Below are 19,240 nucleotides of genomic sequence, written 5' to 3' on the forward strand. Positions count from 1 at the left end.
CCAGGAAATAGGAGGAGGGGCGCCCCCGAGCGGATGTCATCCGATCGAGAGCGCCCCTCCCCGGCACACGCAGTGCCGCGGCGCTCAGATTAGTCCGCGCGAGTAACGATCACGGGGCACGGGAGCGCCTGGAGCACACCGTGGCTCACCGAACCGAGCAGCAGCCGGGAGATCCCCCCGCGGCCGCGGCTGCCGACGACGAGCAGTTCGGCGCCCTGCGCCACCTGCACGAGCGCGGCGACCGGCGGCGACTGCACGATCTCGCGCCGCACCTCGAGGTCGGGGTAGCGCTCCGCGAGCCCGGCAACGCCGATCGCGATCGCCTCCTCCGCTGCGCTGCGCTGCGAGTCGACGAGCTCCTCGCTCCACAGGTACTCAAGACCCGGGGTGAGCGGGGGCATCCACGCGTACACGGCGATGAGCGGCACCCCGCGGAACGAGGCCTCCTCGGCGGCATACGCGATCGCGCGCTGCGACGCCTCCGAGCCGTCAATACCGACGACGACCCCGGCGTTCGGCTGCACGTTCGTCGCGGGGATCACCGCGACGGGGCAGTGCGCCGTCGCGGCAACCTTCACGGCGCGCGTGCCGAAGAACGAGCCAGAGAAGCGGCTCCCGCCGTGCTCACCAAGGATCAGGAGATCCGCCTGCTTCGAGGCTTCCTCGACCTCCGCGATCGGGTGGCCGACCACGGCGGACCCGTCGATCTCGCCGACATAACCGAGGCTGCGCGCGTGGGCGATCTCGGCCTGCAGCATCTGCTCGGACGCCTTCTGCGCCTCGGACAGGAACGCGACGCTCTCCGACAGGAACGAGTCGTCTGCGACGTGGAGCAGGCGGACACTCGCCCCACGCTCGGTTGCGCGGGCGAGTCCCCACGCGAGCGCAACGCGGCTCTGCTCCGATCCGTCGACTCCGATGAGGTACTTCTCCGACATGTGCGGTCCTTTCTCTCGGGGTGTTTCGTAAGCGCTGCCGCGCGGCGCGGCGACGCGGTTAGGCCGTCAGCGCCGGCAGGTGGGCTGGGTGGCTGCCAGCGAGCTGCTCCATGACGCGGACCACCTGGCAGCTGTAGCCATACTCGTTGTCGTACCACACGTAGAGCACCGCGGTGTCCCCGGTGACGATCGTGGCGAGGCCGTCGACGATGCCGGCGCGGTTCGCGCCAACGAAGTCGGTGGACACGATCTCGGGCGACTCGACGTAGTCGATCTGCGTGCGCAGCGCGCCCGTCAGCGAGACCTGCTCGAGGAACGCGTTGATCTCCTCCGCGGTGGTCTCGCGCTCAAGCTGGAGGTTGAGCACCGCCATCGACACGTCGGGGGTGGGAACGCGGATCGCGTTGCCGGTGAGCTTGCCCTCGAACTCGGGCAGCGCCTTCGACACGGCCTTCGCAGCGCCCGTCTCGGTGAGCACCATGTTGAGCGCCGCCGAGCGTCCGCGGCGATCGCCCTTGTGGAAGTTGTCGATGAGGTTCTGATCGTTGGTGTACGCGTGCACCGTCTCGACGTGGCCGCGCTTCACCCCGAACTCGTCGTTGATGACCTTGAGCACCGGCGTGATCGCGTTCGTCGTGCAGGACGCCGCCGACACGATCGTGTCCGCGTCGGTGATCTTGTCGTTGTTGACGCCGTAGACGACGTTCAGCATGTCGCCCTTGCCGGGAGCCGTGAGCAGCACGCGGGCGATGCCCTGGTTCTGCAGGTGCTGGCCGAGGCCCTCGGCGTCGCGCCAGCGTCCCGTGTTGTCCACGAGGATCGCGTCCTCGATGCCGTACTGCGTGTAGTCGACGCTCGCCGGGTCGTTCGAGTAGATGACCTGGATGCGCACGCCGTTCGCGAGGATCGCGTCCTCGTCCTCGAGCACGGTGATCGTGCCGTTGAACGGGCCGTGCACCGAGTCGCGGCGCAGCAGGTTCGCGCGCTTCTGCAGGTCGTTCTCCGAGCCCTTGCGCACCACGATCGCGCGCAGGTTCAGCCCGTTGCCCGAGCCCGAGTGGTCGATGATGATGCGCGCGAGGAGGCGGCCGATCCGGCCGAAGCCGTAGAGCACCACGTCGGTGCCGGTACCCGGCGTCGCCTCGAAGGCCGGCGCGAGCACCTCGCGCAGGTACGCGGCGAGATCCGAGCTGCCCGAGGTGCGGAAGCCGTTGGCGAGCAGCGCGAGATCGACGGAAACGGGGCCGGGCTGCAGCTCGGCCAGCGTCTCAACGATCGCCGACGTCTCAGCGAGGGGAAGTTCGACGTCGTCGATCTTTCGCGCCGAGCGGTGCGCGCGGATGATGTCGACGGAGGAACGGCCGATGAGGCTGCGGCCGTGCACCGACATCACCACATCGTGGTCTCGGTACAGCTGACCGATCAGCGGAATCATCCGCTCTGCGAGTTCCTGCTTCGCCTTCCAAGCTTCGAGGTGAGCATCAGCACGCTGATTCATGTGAATGGAGGATTCCTTCCAAACGGTGTGAAGAGGGATCGGCCTGCCCGCCGGTACGCTGTCGCGCCACCTCCAGTATCCCACGCGCATGACGCTGTGTGACACCACGATTACCGCGTGGCCGAAGAGATGACAGAGGCTTGAGGTGTTCGGCTGGAGCACTGCCTCGCAGCCACCACTGATTCGATCGCACCGAGCCAAGGAAACCCCCATGACGTTCATCAAGCGCCGCGCATTCGCCGCCTCGCTCACCGCACTCGCACTCGCCTCAACCGCCGCGCTCGCCGGCTGCGCTCCCGCTGCGGACAGCGCAGCGGACGAGACCGTCAAGATCGGCGTCGTGCCGGGCGGACAGCCTTACTGGGACACGTTCGTCGACGCGGCAGCCGAGGAAGGCATCACCGTCGAGATCGTCGACTTCGACGAGTACCCGCAGCCGAACCCCCTGCTCAGCCAGGGCGAGCTCGACCTCAACCAGTTCCAGCACCTGCCGTACCTCGCGAGCTACAACGTCGACTCCGACGACACGCTCGTGCCGATCGGCTCGACCGTCATCTACCCGCTGAACCTGTTCTCGGACAAGTACACCTCGGCGGAGGACATCCCCGAGGGCGCGACCATCGCGGTGCCGAACGACGAGTCGAACCGTGCGCGCGCACTCCTCGTGCTGCAGAAGCTCGGCCTGCTCGAGCTCAAGGACGGCGGCAACTCCGGCTCCACCGTCGAGGACATCATCGCGGAGAAGTCCAAGGTGAAGGTGACGGAGCTCGACGCCGCAGCGATCCCCGGGGCCCTCCCGGACGTCGACGCCGGGGTCGTGAACAACGACTTCGTCGAGCCGGCCGGTCTGAAGTTCGAGGACTCGCTCGGCGCCGACAGCGCTGAGGACGAGGCGGCCGCGCCGTACACGAACATCTTCGTGGCCCGCGCCGAGGACAAGGACAACGAGACGTACCTGAAGCTCGTCGAGATCTACCAGAACAACGCCGACGTGCAGGCGGCGCTGAAGGACTACGTCGGCGAGGGTGCCGTGCCGGTGAAGACCCCGGTCGCTGAGCTCGAGAAGCTGCTCACCGAGGCCGAGGACGCGTACCGCGCGGCAGCCGAGTAGGGCACGACGCACGGACTCACCACCGCATCAGGATCGGGGCGCGCGAGGGAACTCGGCGCCCCGATTCGTGCGTCACCCGCAGTTCCGGGGAGAATGGGTGACGGCGTGGCGGTGCTACGCGCGGCGCGGGCCGGCCACAAACGAGAGGAACGCACGTGACACGTGTGCAGTTGAGCGGGGTGGGGAAGCGCTACCCCGGCCGCGGAAAGGGCGCCGCCGACATCGTCGCGGTCGACGACGTCTCGATCGACGTCGCCTCGGGTGAGATCCACGCGATCATCGGCTACTCGGGCGCGGGCAAGAGCACGCTGCTGCGGCTCATCAACGGCCTCGAGCGGGCGACGAGCGGCTCGATCCGGATCGGGGATGCCGAGATCACCGCGCTGTCCGAGCGTGAGCTGCGGCCCGTTCGCCAGCGCATCGGCATGATCTTCCAGCAGTTCAACCTGTTCCACTCGAAGAACGTCGCGAAGAACGTCGAGTATCCGCTCATCGTCGCTGGCGTGCCGGCCGCCGAGCGCGCGGCCAGGGTGGCCGAACTGCTCGCGTTCGTCGGCCTGCAGGATCGCGCGACCGCATACGTCGATCAGCTGTCCGGCGGCCAGAAGCAGCGAGTTGGCATCGCGCGCGCCCTGGCGACCAACCCCGGGGTGCTGCTCGCCGACGAGGCGACGAGCGCGCTCGATCCGGAGACCTCGCGTGACGTGCTCGCACTGCTGCAGCGCGTGAACCGGGAGCTCGGGATCACGGTGATCCTGATCACGCACGAGATGGAGGTGGTGCGCGAGATTGCGCACCGCGTCACGGTGATGGAGCTCGGAACCGCGGTCGAGCAGGGCGACGTGTACGAGGTGTTCTCCGCGCCCCGCACCGATACGACGCGGAAGTTCGTCGCGTCCGCGCTGCCGAGCGAGCCGGCCGCCGAGCACCTGCAGCTGCTCCGCGAACGGCATCGCGGCAGGCTCGTGAGCCTCACGTTCCGCGACGGCGACGTGGATCAGCCCGTCGTGTTCGGCGTGCTCGCGGAGCGCGGGGTCGGCGTCAGTATCGTGCACGGCGGCATCACCGACGTCGGCGGCCGCAGCTTCGGCAAGCTGACCCTTGAGCTGATCGGCGATGATCTGCGCGTCGAGCACGCGATCGCGGCGCTCGCGCAGCAGACCGAACTGGAGGTGCTCGCCTGATGGATCGACTGATTGAGCTGCTCGCGAGCGGCAAGTTCCTCGAGGCGACGCTGCAGACACTGCTGTACGTGTCCGTCGCGATGGGGGTCGGAGGCCTGCTCGGACTGCTGGTCGGCGTCGCCCTCACCGTGACCAGGCAGGGCGGCCTGCTGCAGAACCGGCCCGTGTTCATCACGCTGAACTTCCTGGTGAACTTCTTCCGGCCCATCCCGTTCGTGATCCTCATCGCGGTGCTCGCGCCGCTCTCGCGCGTGGTCGTCGGCACGGCCATCGGCGACGCCGGGATGATGTTCGTCCTCGTGTTCGCCGCGATGTTCGGGATCGCGCGGCTCGTGGAGCAGAACCTGCTCACCGTGCCGCCCGGCGTGATCGAGGCCGCACGCGCGATGGGGGCCGGGCCGCTGCGGACCATCGTGACCGTGCTCATCCCCGAGGGGCTCGGCCCGCTCGTGCTCGGCTACACCTTCGCGTTCATCGCCGTCGTCGACATGACCGCGATGGCGGGTGTGGTCGGCGGCGGCGGGCTCGGCAACCTCGCGTTGAAGTACGGGTACCGCCAGCTCAACCCCTGGGTGACGTGGGCCGCGGTGCTCATCATCATCCTGATCGTGCAGCTCGTGCAGTTGCTCGGCAACGTCATCGCCCGCAAGCTCCTCAGGAGGTAAGTGTGTCCGATCGCCCCGAAGCCACCAGCCTGGCCGACTTCCTCGCCCTCGCCGACGAGCTCTGGCCGCTCGCGACGGCCGAGAGCTGGGATCGGGTTGGGCTCACCTCCGGCGACCCGCGTGCGCCGCTCACGAGCGCGCTGCTCGCCGTCGACGTGACCGAGGACACGGTGGCCGAGGCGCTCGACACCGGCGCCGATCTGCTCTTCACGCATCACCCGCTGCTTCTGCGCGGCGTGCACACGCTCGCCGAGGACACGGCGAAGGGCGCGCTGATCGCGCGCCTCATTCGCGGCGGCTGCGCGCTCTACTCGGCGCACACGAACGCCGACGCGCCGGACGGCGGCGTCTCGGATGTCTTCGCGCGCCGACTCGGGCTCGTGCACGCGCAGCCGCTCGTCCCGAGCCAGCACCCCGCCGCCGCGCAGGGGTCCGGCATCGGCCGTGTCGGGACGCTGCCGCAGCCCGAGTCGCTCCGCGCGTTCGCCGAGCGACTCGCCGCGATCCTCCCGCAGACGGTGAGCGGGGTCCGGGTCGGCGGCGATCCCGATCGGGTGGTGTCGCGCGTCGCGCTGCTCGGCGGCGCGGGGGACAGCCTGCTCGACCACCCGCTTGTGCGCGCGGCCGACGTGTACGTGACCTCTGATCTGCGTCATCACCCGGCGCAGGAGTCGCTCGAACTCGCAGCGGCTGCTGGCGGGCCGGCCCTCGTCGACGTCGCGCACTGGGCGAGCGAGTCGCTGTGGCTGGACGGCGCGGCCGAGCTGCTCGGCGAGCGCCTCCCCGGCGTCACCTTCCGGGTGAGCGCGCGCCGCACCGATCCGTGGGTGTTTTCGGTCGGCGCATCCGCCTGAGGCACCGGTAGGCTGGGGGCATGAAGGCTAGCCCGCGCCAGCAGCGACTGCTGCTCGACCTCCACGACCTCGATACGACGATCGCGCGGCTGCGCCGCAAGCGGGCGACGCTCCCGGAACGCGCCGAGCTCGACGGCCTGGCCGGTGAGATCGCGAGCTCACGCGAGCAGTTCATGGCCGCGCAACGTGAGCTCGACACGCTGACCGCGGAGATTGAGCGGATCGAAGCCGACGTTGCGATGGTGCGCCAGCGTCGCACGCGCGACGAGGAGCTCATGGCGGTCAGCACCTCATCGAAGGAGGCGCAGGCGCTGCAGAGCGAGCTCGACACGCTGGCCCGCCGTATGGGCGAGCTCGAGGAGCGCGAGCTTGAGCTCATGGAGCAGCAGGAGAGTGCGCAGGCGGCGTTCACCGAGGCCGAAACCGTGCTCAGCGGGGTTGACGGGCGGCGCGCGTCCATTCAGGCCGCCATCGACGCCGCCGAGGCGCAGATCGACCGCGACCACGCCGCGAACACCGAGGAGCGCGGCGGACTCGCGGCCGAGATCCAGCGCGACCTCCTCGGCGTCTACGAGGAGCTGCGCGGCAGGATCGGGATCGGGGCGGCCCGCCTGCGCGGCGCGGTGTCCGAGGCCAGCAACATGGCGCTCACGCCGGCGGAACTCAGCGACTTCAACGCCGCGGCGCCCGACGAGCTGCTGTTCTGCCCGGGCACCGGCGCGATCCTCGTGCGCGTCGATGAGGACGCGACGCCCGAGGTGTAGAATCGACGGTGGAATGGGCTGGTGAGACGGTCGCGTCGCGGCACGAGAGTGCACGCGCCGAGGAACGTCCGGGCTCCGCAGGGGAGAACGGTGGGTAACGCCCACCCGGGGCAACCCGCGAGAAAGTGCAACAGAGAGTAGACCGCCGCGTCGGGTTCGCCCGGCGCGGTGAGGCTGAAAGGGTGGTGTAAGAGACCACCGGCGCCCGTGGCGACACGGGCGGCCAGGTAAACCTCGTTCGGAGCAAGGCCAGACAGAGGATGATGACGCGCCCCGCCGAGTCCTCGGGTAGGCCGCTAGAGGGTACTGGCAACAGTGCCCCGAGAGAGATGACCGTCACCCCGGCGTTCGCCGGTGGGACAGAACCCGGCGTATGATCCGGCCCATTCCCCACACATCGCAGATGTTCCCTATGCTGAACCTATGAGCACCGCGCTGGAAGCCGCACGGCCGGATCGGTACCCGCCATGGGGGATCCGCACGCCCGCGAGGCCCATGGACTTCACCGGAGCCGAGTTCTTTCGCGGCAACGTGGCGGCGCTCGTCGCGTTCAACGTGCTCTTCGTGTTGGGCGGGGTGGGATTGCCTGCCGTCGTCGACTCGTCCGCGGGACGGTTTCAGCTCGAGCACCTCGGGGGGATCTTCTTCGTGCTGATGATCTCCCTCCCGGTCTCGGGCTTCGCGTGCCTCACGTACGGCGCGCTCAGCGCATGGCTGCTGGGGAAGCTCCTCCGCGGCCAGCGACGCAGGTGGGTGCACCGCATCGCCTTCACCGCACTGGGGGCGGCGGTCGGCTACGTCTCGATGATCGGCTTCTCCAGCGAACTGGGGCGATCACCCGAAAAGGTCCAGGCGCTCGATCCCTCGCTGCTCGCGTTCGTGATCCCTGCGGCGCTCGCCGTGCTGATCGGCTGGGAGTACACGAGCCGGCGGGCGCTCCGCGCGGACGCGGTGGCTCCCCAGCCAGACGCCCCGCCGCACGCCTCCCAGACCCACGAGCCAGCCGCCCCGCCGCACCCTCAGTGATTCGGCGAACCCAAGCGCGGATCGGCGATCGGGGCTTGGGTACGCCGAATCGCTTGGTCTAGCCGGCGCGGCCCCTACTCCGACACCGTGAGCAGCTCGAAGCCGTCCTCCCGGATCACCACCGTGTGCTCGAACTGCGCGGTGACGCTCTTGTCGCGCGTCGTGACCGTCCAGCCGTCCTCCCACTGATCCCACTCGTGCCCGCCCAGCGTGAGCATGGGCTCGACGGTGAACACCATGCCGGGGACGATGATGTCCCCGTAGCTCGGCGCCGAGTCGTAGTGCGGAATGATGAGGCCTGAGTGGAAGGACGAGCCGACGCCGTGCCCGGTGAAGTCGCGCACGACCCCGTAGCCGAAGCGCTTCGCATAGGTCTCGATCACGCGGCCGATCACGTTCACCGCGCGTCCCGGCTTCGCGGCCCGGATCCCGCGCATCATCGCCTCGTGCGTGCGCTCGACGAGCAGATCGACCTCGGGCGCGACCTCGCCCACCCGATACGTGCGGTTCGTGTCGCCGTGGAAGCCGTCGAGGTATGCCGTGACGTCCACGTTCACGATGTCACCCTCGCGCAGCACGGTGTCGTCGGGGATGCCGTGGCAGATCACCTCGTTGACGGAGGTGCACGAGGAAGCTGGATAGCCGCGGTAGCCGAGCGTCGACGGGTACGCGCCAGCGGCGACCACCACCTCGTGCGCGACGCGATCCAACTCGGCGGTGGTGACCCCTGGGCGCACGGCCTCGCCGACCGCGTCGAGTGCGCGCGAGGCGATCCGGCCGGCCGCCCGGATCTTGGCAACCTCCTCGGCCGTGTACGTGTTGTCGCCCTCGTACGGGGGCGGCGTGACGAGGCCAACGTACGGGGGTCGCGCGATGCTCGCGGGAACCTGGCGCTGCGCCGGGCGAATACCGGGAATCAAATGTCCGTGTGCGTCGAAGGGCATGGCTCTAGTCTATGAAGTGCGCGCAGTGCTCGCTGCGGGCACCGCACAGCGGAAGGACTCGGATCATGAGCAAGCGGGACTGGGGGATCGAAGATCCCGAGGAGACGTACTGGTTCAATACGCGCACCGGCGAGGTGGAGGAGGGGCCGCAGTCGCTGTCGGTGGACCGCGTCGGGCCGTTCGCCACGCGCGAGGAGGCCGCGCACGCGAACCAGATTCTCGAGCGACGCGCGCGGGCGTGGCGCGAGGAGGACGAGGCGAACGAGGAGCTGTAGCGCGCCGAGCAAACTCTGCGGCTGCCGTAACACGTTCGACACGCGTGGGAGGTAGTCTGATCCCGAGCGCGCGCCGCGGCGATCGCGGCGCGTGAGACACCCACGCGCGGCGCCAGGCGCTGCGCGGCAACGAACGGAGCCGGTGTGAGCAAGCAGCGCGATTTCGTCCTTCGCACAATCGAGGAGCGGGGCGTCAAGTTCGTACGCCTCTGGTTCAGTGATGTGTCGGGGACACTGAAATCGGTCGCGCTCGCACCCGCGGAGGTCGAAGGCGCGTTCAGCGAGGGCATCGGCTTCGACGGCTCGGCGATCGAGGGCCTCACGCGCGCGTACGAGTCGGACCTGCTCGCGATCCCGGATCCCGCGACGTTCCAGCTGCTGCCGTGGCGCAGCCAGGACGCGCCGACCGCGCGCATGTTCTGCGACATCCGCACCCCGAACGGGGAGCCGGCGGTCGCCGACCCGCGCAACGTGCTGAAGCGCACGCTCGCGCACGCGGCGGATCAGGGCTTCACGTTCTACACGCACCCCGAGATCGAGTTCTACCTGCTGAAGTCGAAGGAGTTCGGGGCCGAAGGCCCCGTCCCCGTCGACCGCGCCGGCTACTTCGACAACGTGCCGGGTGGCACCGCGCACGACTTCCGGCGCGAGAGCGTCGCGATGCTCGAGGACCTCGGGATCTCCGTCGAGTTCAGCCACCACGAGGCCGGGCCAGGCCAGAACGAGATCGACCTGCGCTACGCCGACGCGCTCACCACCGCGGACAACCTCATGACGTTCCGCACGGTCGTGAAGGAGGTGGCGATCACGCAGGGCGTGCACGCGACCTTCATGCCGAAGCCGCTCGCCGGGCAGCCGGGATCCGGCATGCACACGCACCTCTCGCTCTTCGAGGGCGACACGAACGCGTTCTACGATCCGGGCGCGAAGTACCAGCTCTCGCAGACCGGCCGCCGCTTCGTCGCCGGCCTCCTGCGCCACGCGCCGGAGATCACCGCGGTCACGAACCAGTACATCAACTCGTACAAGCGACTGTGGGGCGGCGACGAGGCCCCGTCGTTCGTGAGCTGGGGCCACAACAACCGTTCGGCGCTCGTGCGGGTTCCGATGTACAAGCCGGGCAAGGGCGGCGCGGCGCGCGTCGAGTACCGCGCGCTCGACAGCGCGGTCAACCCGTACCTCGGCTTCTCGGTGCTGCTCGCCGCAGGCCTGAAGGGCATCGAGGAGGAGTACGAGCTGCCGCCCGAGGCGGAGAACAATGTGTGGGCGCTGTCCGACGGCGAACGCCGGGCGATGGGCTTCGACGCGCTGCCGACCAGCCTCGACCACGCGCTCGCCGTGATGGAGCGCTCCGAGCTCGTCGCCGAGACGCTGGGGGAGCAGGTGTTCGCCTACTTCCTCCGCGACAAGCGGCGCGAGGTGGCGGCCTACCGCAGCCAGGTGACGCCGTACGAGCTGTCGTCGATGCTCGACACGATCTAGGCCGGGAACGAAGCCGCAATGGCGGATCCGCTCCCCGAACTGAAGCTCGCCGAGCTCGCGCGCGCCGGGTTCCAGGCGCTCACCGAGTCCCGCGCCGCGCTCCACGAGCTGGCGCCGCACCTGCGCGTCGCGCAGGGCGAGGTGCTCGACGCGTTCGCCGCTGCGGGCGACCCGGACGCCGCGCTCGGACGCATCCGCGAGCTCGCGGAACGCGCGCCCGAGCTCCTCACGGCCCTCGACGCGGAGGAGCTCACCCGGCTCTGCCGCCTCGTCGGCGCCTCACCGGCGCTCGGCGACTTCTTCGTGCGACACCCTGGCGGCTTGCCGGAGCTGCTCGCCCGCGGGGGCGCGCTCGTGCCCGCTGAGCAGGCGCTCGCCGTGCTGCTCAGTGCGGTGCACGAGACCGCGACGGGGGCGCCGCTCGCCGGGCCAGCCGGGTGGGAGGCCCTGCGCATCGCCTACCGGGGCCTCCTCGCGAGCGTCATGCTGTTCGACCTCGAGCGCACTGCGGAGGGGCTCGCGCTCGAGTCCTTCGAGCACGTCGCGTCGAGCCTGTCCTCGCTCGCGGGCGCGGCGGTCGAGGCGTCGCTCGCGGTCGCTCGCGCGAGCGTCGCGGGCGGCCTGAACGGCCCGGCCGTGCGCGCGGAGCGGATCGCCGCGACGGAGCTCGCCGTCGTCGCGATGGGGAAGTGCGGCGCCGAGGAGCTCAACGTGGTGTCCGACGTCGACGTCGTGTTCATCGCACGGAGCGCGTCGGACGGGGAAAGCGGCGGCGACGTCCTCGACACGGACACGCTGATCCGGATCGCCACGCGCCTCGCCAGTGAAACGATGCGGGGGATCCACGACCCGTGCGTGGAACCCCCGCTCTGGGAGCTCGACGCGAATCTGCGCCCCGAGGGCAGGCACGGCGCGCTCGTGCGCACCCTCGGCTCGATGCTCAGCTACTACGATCGGTGGGCGAAGGGGTGGGAATTCCAGGCGCTCCTCAAGGCCCGCCCGCTCGCCGGGGATCTCGCGCTCGGCGACGAGTTCGTTGCGCGCACGCGGGACGCCGTGTGGGCGTCCTCGAACCGGGAGGACTTCGTCGGCTCCGTGCAGCGCATGCGCGAGCGCGTGACCGAGCACATCGACACCGATGACCTCGACGTCCAGCTCAAGCTCGGGCCCGGCGGCCTCCGGGACATCGAGTTCAGCGTGCAGCTGCTGCAGCTGGTGCACGGGCAGTACGACGATCGCCTGCACGCGCGCGGCACGCTGCCGGCGATGCAGGCGCTCGTAGACGGCGGCTACATCGCGCGGAGCGACGGCGAGCGGCTCGCGACCGACTACCGCTTCCTCCGCGTGCTGGAGCACCGCCTGCAGCTGCGCGAGCTCCGCCGCACGGCGATCATGCCGACCGACCCCGAGGGCCTCCGCGTGCTCGCGCGCGCGAGCGGGCTCGCGCCGACCGGCGACGCGCTCCTGCAGGAGTGGGGCCGCGTGAAGCGCGAGGTGCGCGAGCTGCACCTGAAGATCTTCTACGCCCCGCTGCTCAGCGCGGTCGCCGCGCTCCCCGAGGAGGAGCTGCTGCTCGGCAGCGCCGAGGCGCGCGCCAGGCTCGCGAGTATCGGCTTCCGCGACCCCGACGGTGCGATCCGCCACCTCGCTGAGCTGACGCGCGGCACCTCGCGGCGTGCGCGCATCCACCGCAACCTCCTGCCGGTGCTGCTGCAGTGGCTCGCCGAGGGCACGGATCCCGACTACGGGCTGCTCGCGTTCCGCCGGGTGAGCGAGGCGAATCGTGCGTCGCCCTGGTACCTGCGGTTGCTGCGCGACGGCGCGGAGGCGGCCGAGCGGCTCACCCGGGTGCTCTCCTCGTCGCGGTTCGCGGCCGAGCTGCTCGAGAGCATCCCGGAGGCGGTGGCCTGGCTCGAGAGCGATGCCGCGCTGATGCCGCGCGGGCTGGACACGCTGCGCGACGAGATGCGCGCGCTCGCCTCGCGCAGGGACACCGTCGAGGACGCGGGCTCGGCGCTCCGCGGCGTGCATCGGCGCGAGGTCCTGCGACTCGCCCTCGGGCGCATCACCGGCGTGCTCGACGAGCCTGATGTCGCGCGCGGGCTCGACGCCGCGCACACCGCGCTCCTCGACGCGCTGCTCATCATGCTCGATCGCGCGGCTGCCGCGGCGGCGCAGCCGCAGGAGTTCGAGCTCGCGCTCATCGGTATGGGGCGCTACGGTGGCGGCGAACTCGGATTCGCGTCGGACATCGACCTGATCGCGGTGTTCCGCCCGGCTCCTGGCGTGCCGGGTGATCAGGCGTCACGGGCGGCGATCAAGCGGGTCACCGAGCTCAGGCGGCTCGTCTCCGATCCCCGATTCCCCGTGGATCTCGACTTCGACCTGCGGCCGGAGGGCAAGAACGGCCCGATCGCGCGCAGTCTCGAGGCCTCGCGGGTGTACTACGAGCGGTGGTCGGTGACGTGGGAGGCGCAGGCGCTGCTCCGCGCCCGTCCCGTGGCCGGTGATCCCGCGCTCGGAGCGGCCTTCGTCGAGCTCGCCGACGAGATCCGCTACCCGCAGCACTTCGGTGAGGAGCAGGTCAGAGAGGTGCGGCGCATGAAGGCGCGCGTGGAGGCCGAGCGGCTGCCGCGCGGCGCGGATCCCACCAGGCACCTGAAGCTCGGGCCGGGCGGACTCACCGATGTGGAGTGGCTCGTGCAGCTGCTGCAGCTGCGCTCCGGCGCCGAGTATCCCGCGCTCCGCACGGTCTCGACGCTCGCGGCGCTGGACGCCGCGGTGGCGCACGAGCTCATCGGGGCGGAGGACGCGGAGCACCTGGCGGAGTCCTGGCGCACCGCGAGCAGTGTGCGCTCTGCGTTGAAGCTCTGGAACGGCCGCGCGAGCGACTCGCTGCCAACGGACCGGGTGGAACTCGAGGGGATCGCGAGTGTGCTCGGGATGCCGGCCCGTCGAACCTCCGAACTGGAGGAGCGGTGGTTCGCGGTGTCGCGGCGGGCGCGCCGCGTCTTTGAGCGCGAGTTCTTCGGCTACGACGCGATGGACTTCCCGGAGCGGCGCTGACGACGGCCCGGACGGCATTCGCGCGAGCGGGGCCGGGCATCCTCAGGTTTCAATTTGTTTCCTCGATGTTTACCCAGAGGGGTTCCCAAGAGCGTTATCGAAGCGTAACCTGATTGTTATGCATTACTTACAGTCACTTCTTGAGGCCATCCTCGCCGAGGATGGCTCCGAGTTCGACGACGAACTCGAGTCCTAGCGCTCCGCGCTACTCATCGCCGCAACAGCGACGTTGCACCGATCGGCATCCGCGACCGGACACCAGAGAGGGCCCGGGAGGTGAATACTCACCACCCGGGCCCTCTCGCGTTCGCTGCGAACGACGCGCTGCGGGTTACACCCCGTAGTACAGCTCGAACTCGAACGGGTGCGGGCGGAGCGCCATCGGCGCGATCTCGAGCTCGTGCTTGAGATCGATCCAGGTCTGGATCAGCTCCTCGGTGAAGACACCACCCTCGAGCAGGAAGTCGTGGTCAGCCTCGAGCGCGGTGAGCGCCTCCTCGAGCGAACCGGGCACCTGCGGGATGTTCTTCGCTTCCTCGGGGGGAAGCTCGTACAGGTCCTTGTCGATGGGCTCCATCGGCTCAATGCGGTTGCGGATGCCGTCGAGGCCGGCCATGAGCTGCGCGGCGAAGGCGAGGTAGGGGTTGCCCGACGCATCGGGGGCGCGGAACTCGATGCGCTTCGCCTTCGGGTTCGACCCGGTGAGCGGGATCCGCACCGCGGCCGAGCGGTTGCCGGCCGAGTAGGCGAGGTTCACGGGCGCCTCGTAGCCCTTCACGAGACGGCGGTAGCTGTTGATCGTCGGGTTCGTGAACGCGAGGAGCGCGGGGGCGTGGTGCAGGATGCCGCCGATGTACCAACGCGCAACGTCGGAGAGGCCGGCGTAGCCGTTCTCGTCGTAGAACAGAGGATCGCCGCCCTTCCAGAGCGACATGTGCGTGTGCATGCCCGAGCCATTGTCACCGAAGACGGGCTTCGGCATGAACGTCGCCGTCTTGCCCCACAGCTCCGCGGTGTTCTTCACGACGTACTTGAACTTGAGCACATCGTCCGCGGCGTTGACGAGGGTGTCGAAGCGGTAGTTGATCTCGGCCTGGCCGGGCGCGCCCACCTCGTGGTGCGAGCGCTCGAGCTCAAGGCCGGCCTCGATGAGGCGCAGCGAGATGTCGTCGCGCAGATCGGCCTGCTTGTCCACGGGGGAGACGGGGAAGTAGCCGCCCTTGGCCGAGGTGGTGTTGCCGAGGTTGCCGCCCTCGACCTTGCGCCCGGAGTTCCAGTGCGCCTCCTCGGAGTCGATCTCGTAGAACGTGCGCTGCGGGGTTGTCTCGTAGCGCACCGAGTCGAGGATGTAGAACTCCGCCTCGGGGGCGAAGAACGCGGTGTCGGCGATGCCGGTCGAGACGAGGTACTGCTCGGCCTTCTTCGCGACCTGACGGGGATCCTTCGAGTAGATCTCGCCCGTGCGGGGGTTGAAGATGTCGCAGATGACGATCAGCGTGCGCTCGAGGCGGAACTGGTCGACGTAGCACGTCGTCACGTCGGGGATGAGCTGGAGATCTGACTCGGCGATGCCGGCGAAGCCGCGGATCGAGGAGCCGTCGAACATCTGGCCGACCTCGAAGAAGTCATCGGAAACGGTGGCCGCGGGGATGTTGAAGTGCTGCTGCACCCCGGGGAGATCGGTGAACCGGATATCAACAAACTTGACGTCAGTTTCCTTGATGAAGTCGATGACTTCCTGCGGGGTAGTGAACATGCTGCTCCTCATTGCCGGTGTGCCCTCAGGCACCGTTCGCTTGCATCCAGCTTATGCGCCCTGCGTTTCGGAAGCGTGATTCTCATGTTTCGCGAGTGTTACACGACGCGGAAAGGTGACGCGGAATTAGCCGCGCACGAGCACGGTGCCCGCGATCTTGTCGTGGAAGCCGCGCTGATCCGAGTCCCACACGAGGAGCGGGATCACGAGGCACAGCAGCAGCGTGCGCACCACGGGACGCCAGATACCGACCCAGCCACCCGCGATCGGAACGACGCGCAACCCCACGAGACGGTGGCCGATCGAGCCGCCGATCGTCGGAATGAAGATCACCTGCATGATCGCGAAGAACACGATGTTCCAGACGCTCGCGTTCGGGCCGCCGACGAGGAAGTACGCCGGCAGCGCCGCGAGTCCCCAGTCGATCATGATCGCGAGGATGCGGCGACCGATCCGGCCGACGGAGCGCGGCCCGGACTCGGGGAGCCCCAGGCGCTCACCCGGCCACTTGCTCGGCTCGAGGTCGCCGAAGCGCTGCGGGGACGAGGCTGGCATGCGGCTTAGCGCGGACGCTGCGAGCGGATGCGGTTCGGGTCCATGCCCTTCGGGATCCCGACGGGCGCGGCCTGCAGCGAGGAGAGGCGGTTGTAGACCGCGGCGACCTCGTTGCGCGAGAGCTTCGGCTTGAGCTTCACGAGCGTCTTCGAGAGCTTCGCGAGCGGGATCCCATCGCCGTCCGGGCCGACGTAGAGGTGCACGACCTCGACGTTGCGGAGTGCGCGCTTCACCTTGCGCTCCTCATCGGCGGCCATGCGCTCCGTGCGGCTGCGCGAGCCCTCGGAGATGAGCACGACGCCGCCGCGACCGACCACGCGGTACACGGCGTCCTGGTTGCGGTTGATCGCGATCGGCACCTCGGAGCCGCGCCACGAGCGACGGAGCGCGCCCTGCACGACGGCACCGACGGCACCAGCGCGACCCTCGATCTGCTGGTACGCCATCTTCTCGGCGCGTCGGCCGAGCACGATCATGACGAGCAGGAGACCAACGAGGATGCCCGAGATCGGCCAGATCACCCAGCCGAACCAGCCGCCGGGCAGGAGCCAGGCGAGCAGCACGGACACCAGGATGGGGGCGACGAACACCGCGAGCAGCACCCAGGGGAGATTCCGATCATGGACCTTCGTGGTCCGATAGATCTCGATCATCTGCTTGATGCGACCGTCGCGCTTCGCCTTCTCTGCTGCCATACCGTCTAGGATATCGGTTCCCGCGGGGTTCCCCGAACCATCTGGCGCCCGGAGCGCCGCGGATCCGGTTCGCTCACAGCGAGGCTCGATGCCCGGATCGCGAGCCGGGCTGTGGAGTATCGCGGTTGCTCGGTCGCGTGCCCGCCGTCGGCCGCAAACTGGGTCGATGATGCTCGCACGGAAATGGTTCGCCCGGCGCCCACGCGCGCCGGCCCCTGGCGCGCTCGCGCACGCGGCGGCCAAGCTGGAGCGCGCATGCGCCACGGGGATTGCCGCTCGTGCGGCCGGAGGCTGTGTGGGGGAGCGCGAGGGTGCTCAGCAGGCTGTTTCGACGCAGCACCGCACCAGCCACGCACGCACCGGCCACGACGCGGGCTGCGAGCTGCTCGGCGTCCCGCTGCGACTGCTCGCCTGGCTCGCGCGCGCCGGCTCCGGCAGCGGCACTGGCACTGGCAGCGGCAGCAGCAGCAGCACCGGCAGCGGCGCGAGGCTCCTGGATGAGGCGATCTCGGAGTGCCTCGCCGAGCTGGACTCGCTGGGGCCCAGCTGGACGCCCGTGCGGGCCAGGGAGGCCGTGGAAGCCGCGGTGCGGAGCCGGATCACGCCGGCGCACCTGGCAGAAACGACCGTGGGGCCGCAGCGCTCGAGGTGAGTGCTGCGGCCCCACGGACGGGACGGCCGGTGCGGGTGCTAGATGCCGAGGTTTCCAGCGAAGTCGCCAGCCTCAAGCCGCAGGCGAACCTGCGTCAGGAAGCGCGCGGCGTCCGCACCGTCGACGATGCGGTGATCGTACGAGAGTGCGAGGTAGACCGTCGAGCGGATCGCGATCGAGTCGCCCTCGGGGCCGGACACGACGACCGGCTTCTTCACGACCGCACCGGTGCCGAGGATGGCGACCTGCGGGAGGAACACGAGCGGCGTATCGAAGAGCGCGCCGCGCGAGCCTGTGTTCGTGAGGGTGAAGGTGCCGCCGCTCAGCTCGTCCGGCGTGAGCTTGTTGTCACGCGTCCGAGTTGCGAGGTCGGCGATCTCGCCGGAGATCTCAGCGAGGTTCTTCTCCCCGGCACCGCGCAGCACGGGCGTGAGGAGGCCACGCTCGGTGTCGACGGCGATACTGATGTTCTCGGTCGCAGGGTAGACGATCGAGTCACCCTCCACGGTCGCGTTGATGATCGGGTAGGTGCGCAGCGCCTCAGCGGCGGCGAGCGCGAAGAACGGCAGGAAGGACAGCTTCGAGCCGGTCTTCGCGAGGAACTCGTCCTTCTTCGCCTGACGCAGCTGCGCGACCTTGGTCACGTCCACCTCGACCACGGTCGTGAGCTGTGCGGTCTCCTGCAGGGAGGCGACGGCGCGCTCGGCGATCACCTTGCGGAGGCGGCTCATCTTCTGCGTCGTGCCGCGGAGCTCCGAGACCTCCACGACGGGCGCGGCCGCAGTGGGTGCGGCGGCTGCCGCGGGCTGCGCTGCGGGGGCCGCGGCGAGGACGTCCTCCTTGCGGATGCGTCCGCCGACCCCCGTGCCGGTGACCGTGGTGAGGTCAACGCCGCGCTCGTTGGCGAGCTTGCGCACGATCGGCGTCACGTAGTTCGCGGCGGCTGCGGGAGCCGCGGCCGGAGCTGGCGCAGCGGCCGGAGCAGCGGGTGCTGCAGCAGATGCGGGAGCTGCAGCCGGCGCAGCCGGAGCAGCAGCCGGAGCGGCAGCAGGCGCAGCCGGAGCAGCAGGTGCCGCAGCCGGAGCCTCGGCTGCCGGGGCGGGGGCCGCCTCAGCGGCGGGCGCAGCCGCGCCCAAGCCGACGCGTGCGAGCGCAGCGCCCACCTCGACGGTCTCGTCCTCCTGCACCAGGATCTCCTGGAGCACACCGGCGATGGGGGACGGCACCTCGGTGTCGACCTTGTCCGTGGACACCTCGAGCAGCGGCTCGTCCACCTCGACCGTGTCGCCGACGCTCTTCAGCCAGCGGGTCACGGTGCCCTCCGTGATGCTCTCACCGAGCGAGGGGAGCACGACCTCTTCGCCGGCACCCGCGGCGGGCGCAGCAGCCGGAGCCGCAGCAGCAGCCGGCGCCTCGGCAGCCGGAGCAGCCGGGGCCTCCGCGGCGGGCGCAGCAGCTGCAGCAGGAGCGGCCTCAGCCGCGGCGGGGGCAGCCGGGGCCGCGGGTGCCGCAGCGCCGTCGCCGACGACGGCGAGCACGGCGCCCACCTCGGCGGTCTCGTCCTCCTGCACCAGGATCTCCTGGAGCACACCCGCGACGGGGGAAGGGATCTCGGTATCGACCTTGTCGGTTGAGACCTCGAGCAGCGGCTCATCGACCTCGACGGTGTCGCCGATGTTCTTCAGCCAGCGGGTCACCGTGCCCTCGGTCACGCTCTCACCCAGTGCGGGCAGGACCACCGATTCACTCATCGTGCATTTCTCCGTTCGTATCAG

Annotated in this window: 17 protein-coding genes and 1 other RNA gene; 11 read left to right on the forward strand and 7 right to left on the reverse strand. The window is 69.7% G+C overall.

Going from position 1 to position 19,240, the window contains the following annotated elements; all coding sequences use genetic code 11:
* Positions 1 to 89: 89 nt before the first annotated feature.
* Together EGM46_RS08460 and EGM46_RS08465 are read right to left on the reverse strand one after the other, a co-directional pair.
* Positions 90 to 938: a universal stress protein gene (locus EGM46_RS08460; protein ID WP_125099718.1), complete on the reverse strand. Its 849-nt coding sequence runs from the start codon at positions 936 to 938 to the stop codon at positions 90 to 92.
* Positions 939 to 996: 58 nt separating this feature from the next.
* A complete protein-coding gene (locus tag EGM46_RS08465; protein WP_125099719.1) occupies positions 997 to 2,436 on the reverse strand; it encodes a glyceraldehyde-3-phosphate dehydrogenase in 1,440 nt (479 codons plus the stop codon).
* A 211-nt stretch (positions 2,437 to 2,647) separates the two neighbouring features.
* On the opposite strand from EGM46_RS08465, the gene EGM46_RS08470 reads away from it, so the two are divergent.
* The 7 genes from EGM46_RS08470 to EGM46_RS08500 all read left to right on the forward strand — a co-directional run bounded on the left by EGM46_RS08470 (position 2,648) and on the right by EGM46_RS08500 (position 8,040).
* The gene (locus tag EGM46_RS08470; protein WP_125099720.1) at positions 2,648 to 3,547 is read left to right on the forward strand and encodes a MetQ/NlpA family ABC transporter substrate-binding protein; all 900 of its coding nucleotides are present in this window, start codon (positions 2,648 to 2,650) and stop codon (positions 3,545 to 3,547) included.
* Between the two features lie 155 nt (positions 3,548 to 3,702).
* Positions 3,703 to 4,731 carry a methionine ABC transporter ATP-binding protein gene (locus EGM46_RS08475; protein WP_125099721.1) on the forward strand — a complete coding sequence of 343 codons (1,029 nt, stop codon included), beginning with the start codon at positions 3,703 to 3,705 and terminating at the stop codon, positions 4,729 to 4,731.
* Positions 4,731 to 5,396, forward strand: coding sequence for a methionine ABC transporter permease (locus EGM46_RS08480; protein WP_125099722.1), 666 nt, complete (start codon positions 4,731 to 4,733; stop codon positions 5,394 to 5,396). The genes EGM46_RS08475 and EGM46_RS08480 overlap by 1 nt, the downstream gene beginning before the upstream one ends.
* 2 nt (positions 5,397 to 5,398) lie before the next feature.
* Positions 5,399 to 6,250 carry a Nif3-like dinuclear metal center hexameric protein gene (locus EGM46_RS08485; RefSeq protein WP_125099723.1) on the forward strand — a complete coding sequence of 284 codons (852 nt, stop codon included), beginning with the start codon at positions 5,399 to 5,401 and terminating at the stop codon, positions 6,248 to 6,250.
* Between the two features lie 20 nt (positions 6,251 to 6,270).
* A complete protein-coding gene (locus EGM46_RS08490; protein WP_125099724.1) occupies positions 6,271 to 7,014 on the forward strand; it encodes a zinc ribbon domain-containing protein in 744 nt (247 codons plus the stop codon).
* Between the two features lie 14 nt (positions 7,015 to 7,028).
* An RNA gene (gene rnpB, locus EGM46_RS08495) (RNase P RNA component class A) lies at positions 7,029 to 7,404 on the forward strand.
* 33 nt (positions 7,405 to 7,437) lie between these two features.
* Complete coding sequence (locus EGM46_RS08500) at positions 7,438 to 8,040, forward strand: hypothetical protein (protein ID WP_125099725.1); 603 nt, start codon at positions 7,438 to 7,440, stop codon at positions 8,038 to 8,040.
* A gap of 74 nt (positions 8,041 to 8,114) precedes the next feature.
* Here EGM46_RS08500 and map read toward each other — a convergent pair whose 3' ends face one another.
* Positions 8,115 to 8,984 (reverse strand): type I methionyl aminopeptidase, encoded by an 870-nt coding sequence (gene map, locus EGM46_RS08505; protein ID WP_125099726.1) that lies wholly within the window; start codon positions 8,982 to 8,984, stop codon positions 8,115 to 8,117.
* A 65-nt stretch (positions 8,985 to 9,049) separates the two neighbouring features.
* On the opposite strand from map, the gene EGM46_RS08510 reads away from it, so the two are divergent.
* From EGM46_RS08510 to EGM46_RS08520, 3 genes are all read left to right on the forward strand, one after another.
* Positions 9,050 to 9,259 (forward strand): methionine aminopeptidase, encoded by a 210-nt coding sequence (locus EGM46_RS08510; RefSeq protein ID WP_125099727.1) that lies wholly within the window; start codon positions 9,050 to 9,052, stop codon positions 9,257 to 9,259.
* 144 nt (positions 9,260 to 9,403) lie between these two features.
* Positions 9,404 to 10,741, forward strand: a complete 1,338-nt coding sequence (gene glnA, locus EGM46_RS08515) for a type I glutamate--ammonia ligase (protein ID WP_125099728.1) — start codon at positions 9,404 to 9,406, stop codon at positions 10,739 to 10,741.
* An 18-nt stretch (positions 10,742 to 10,759) separates the two neighbouring features.
* Positions 10,760 to 13,807 (forward strand): bifunctional [glutamine synthetase] adenylyltransferase/[glutamine synthetase]-adenylyl-L-tyrosine phosphorylase, encoded by a 3,048-nt coding sequence (locus tag EGM46_RS08520; protein WP_125099729.1) that lies wholly within the window; start codon positions 10,760 to 10,762, stop codon positions 13,805 to 13,807.
* A gap of 331 nt (positions 13,808 to 14,138) precedes the next feature.
* On the opposite strand, the gene glnA (EGM46_RS08525) is transcribed toward EGM46_RS08520, so the two are convergent.
* The 3 genes from glnA (EGM46_RS08525) to EGM46_RS08535 all read right to left on the reverse strand — a co-directional run bounded on the left by glnA (EGM46_RS08525) (position 14,139) and on the right by EGM46_RS08535 (position 16,813).
* On the reverse strand, positions 14,139 to 15,563 hold the full coding sequence (gene glnA, locus EGM46_RS08525) for a type I glutamate--ammonia ligase (protein ID WP_125099730.1): 1,425 nt from the start codon (positions 15,561 to 15,563) through the stop codon (positions 14,139 to 14,141).
* 126 nt (positions 15,564 to 15,689) lie between these two features.
* Positions 15,690 to 16,118, reverse strand: coding sequence for an RDD family protein (locus EGM46_RS08530; protein WP_125099731.1), 429 nt, complete (start codon positions 16,116 to 16,118; stop codon positions 15,690 to 15,692).
* 5 nt (positions 16,119 to 16,123) lie between these two features.
* On the reverse strand, positions 16,124 to 16,813 hold the full coding sequence (locus tag EGM46_RS08535) for a DUF4191 domain-containing protein (protein WP_125099732.1): 690 nt from the start codon (positions 16,811 to 16,813) through the stop codon (positions 16,124 to 16,126).
* Between the two features lie 166 nt (positions 16,814 to 16,979).
* On the opposite strand from EGM46_RS08535, the gene EGM46_RS08540 reads away from it, so the two are divergent.
* Positions 16,980 to 17,465, forward strand: a complete 486-nt coding sequence (locus EGM46_RS08540) for a hypothetical protein (RefSeq protein ID WP_125099733.1) — start codon at positions 16,980 to 16,982, stop codon at positions 17,463 to 17,465.
* A gap of 38 nt (positions 17,466 to 17,503) precedes the next feature.
* Here EGM46_RS08540 and sucB read toward each other — a convergent pair whose 3' ends face one another.
* Positions 17,504 to 19,216, reverse strand: coding sequence for a 2-oxoglutarate dehydrogenase, E2 component, dihydrolipoamide succinyltransferase (gene sucB / locus EGM46_RS08545; protein ID WP_125099734.1), 1,713 nt, complete (start codon positions 19,214 to 19,216; stop codon positions 17,504 to 17,506).
* Positions 19,217 to 19,240: the final 24 nt, after the last annotated feature.

The organism is Leucobacter chromiireducens (assembly GCF_003917135.1).
GTDB lineage: Bacteria > Actinomycetota > Actinomycetes > Actinomycetales > Microbacteriaceae > Leucobacter > Leucobacter chromiireducens_A.

Coding starts and splice junctions, on each gene's coding strand:
- EGM46_RS08460 (WP_125099718.1), bottom strand. CDS start 938: ATGTCGGAGAAGTACCTCATCGGAGTCGACGGATCGGAGCAGAGCCGC.
- EGM46_RS08465 (WP_125099719.1), bottom strand. CDS start 2,436: ATGAATCAGCGTGCTGATGCTCACCTCGAAGCTTGGAAGGCGAAGCAG.
- EGM46_RS08470 (WP_125099720.1), top strand. CDS start 2,648: ATGACGTTCATCAAGCGCCGCGCATTCGCCGCCTCGCTCACCGCACTC.
- EGM46_RS08480 (WP_125099722.1), top strand. CDS start 4,731: ATGGATCGACTGATTGAGCTGCTCGCGAGCGGCAAGTTCCTCGAGGCG.
- EGM46_RS08490 (WP_125099724.1), top strand. CDS start 6,271: ATGAAGGCTAGCCCGCGCCAGCAGCGACTGCTGCTCGACCTCCACGAC.
- EGM46_RS08500 (WP_125099725.1), top strand. CDS start 7,438: ATGAGCACCGCGCTGGAAGCCGCACGGCCGGATCGGTACCCGCCATGG.
- map (WP_125099726.1), bottom strand. CDS start 8,984: ATGCCCTTCGACGCACACGGACATTTGATTCCCGGTATTCGCCCGGCG.
- EGM46_RS08510 (WP_125099727.1), top strand. CDS start 9,050: ATGAGCAAGCGGGACTGGGGGATCGAAGATCCCGAGGAGACGTACTGG.
- EGM46_RS08520 (WP_125099729.1), top strand. CDS start 10,760: ATGGCGGATCCGCTCCCCGAACTGAAGCTCGCCGAGCTCGCGCGCGCC.
- glnA (WP_125099730.1), bottom strand. CDS start 15,563: ATGTTCACTACCCCGCAGGAAGTCATCGACTTCATCAAGGAAACTGAC.
- EGM46_RS08530 (WP_125099731.1), bottom strand. CDS start 16,118: ATGCCAGCCTCGTCCCCGCAGCGCTTCGGCGACCTCGAGCCGAGCAAG.
- EGM46_RS08535 (WP_125099732.1), bottom strand. CDS start 16,813: ATGGCAGCAGAGAAGGCGAAGCGCGACGGTCGCATCAAGCAGATGATC.
- EGM46_RS08540 (WP_125099733.1), top strand. CDS start 16,980: ATGATGCTCGCACGGAAATGGTTCGCCCGGCGCCCACGCGCGCCGGCC.
- sucB (WP_125099734.1), bottom strand. CDS start 19,216: ATGAGTGAATCGGTGGTCCTGCCCGCACTGGGTGAGAGCGTGACCGAG.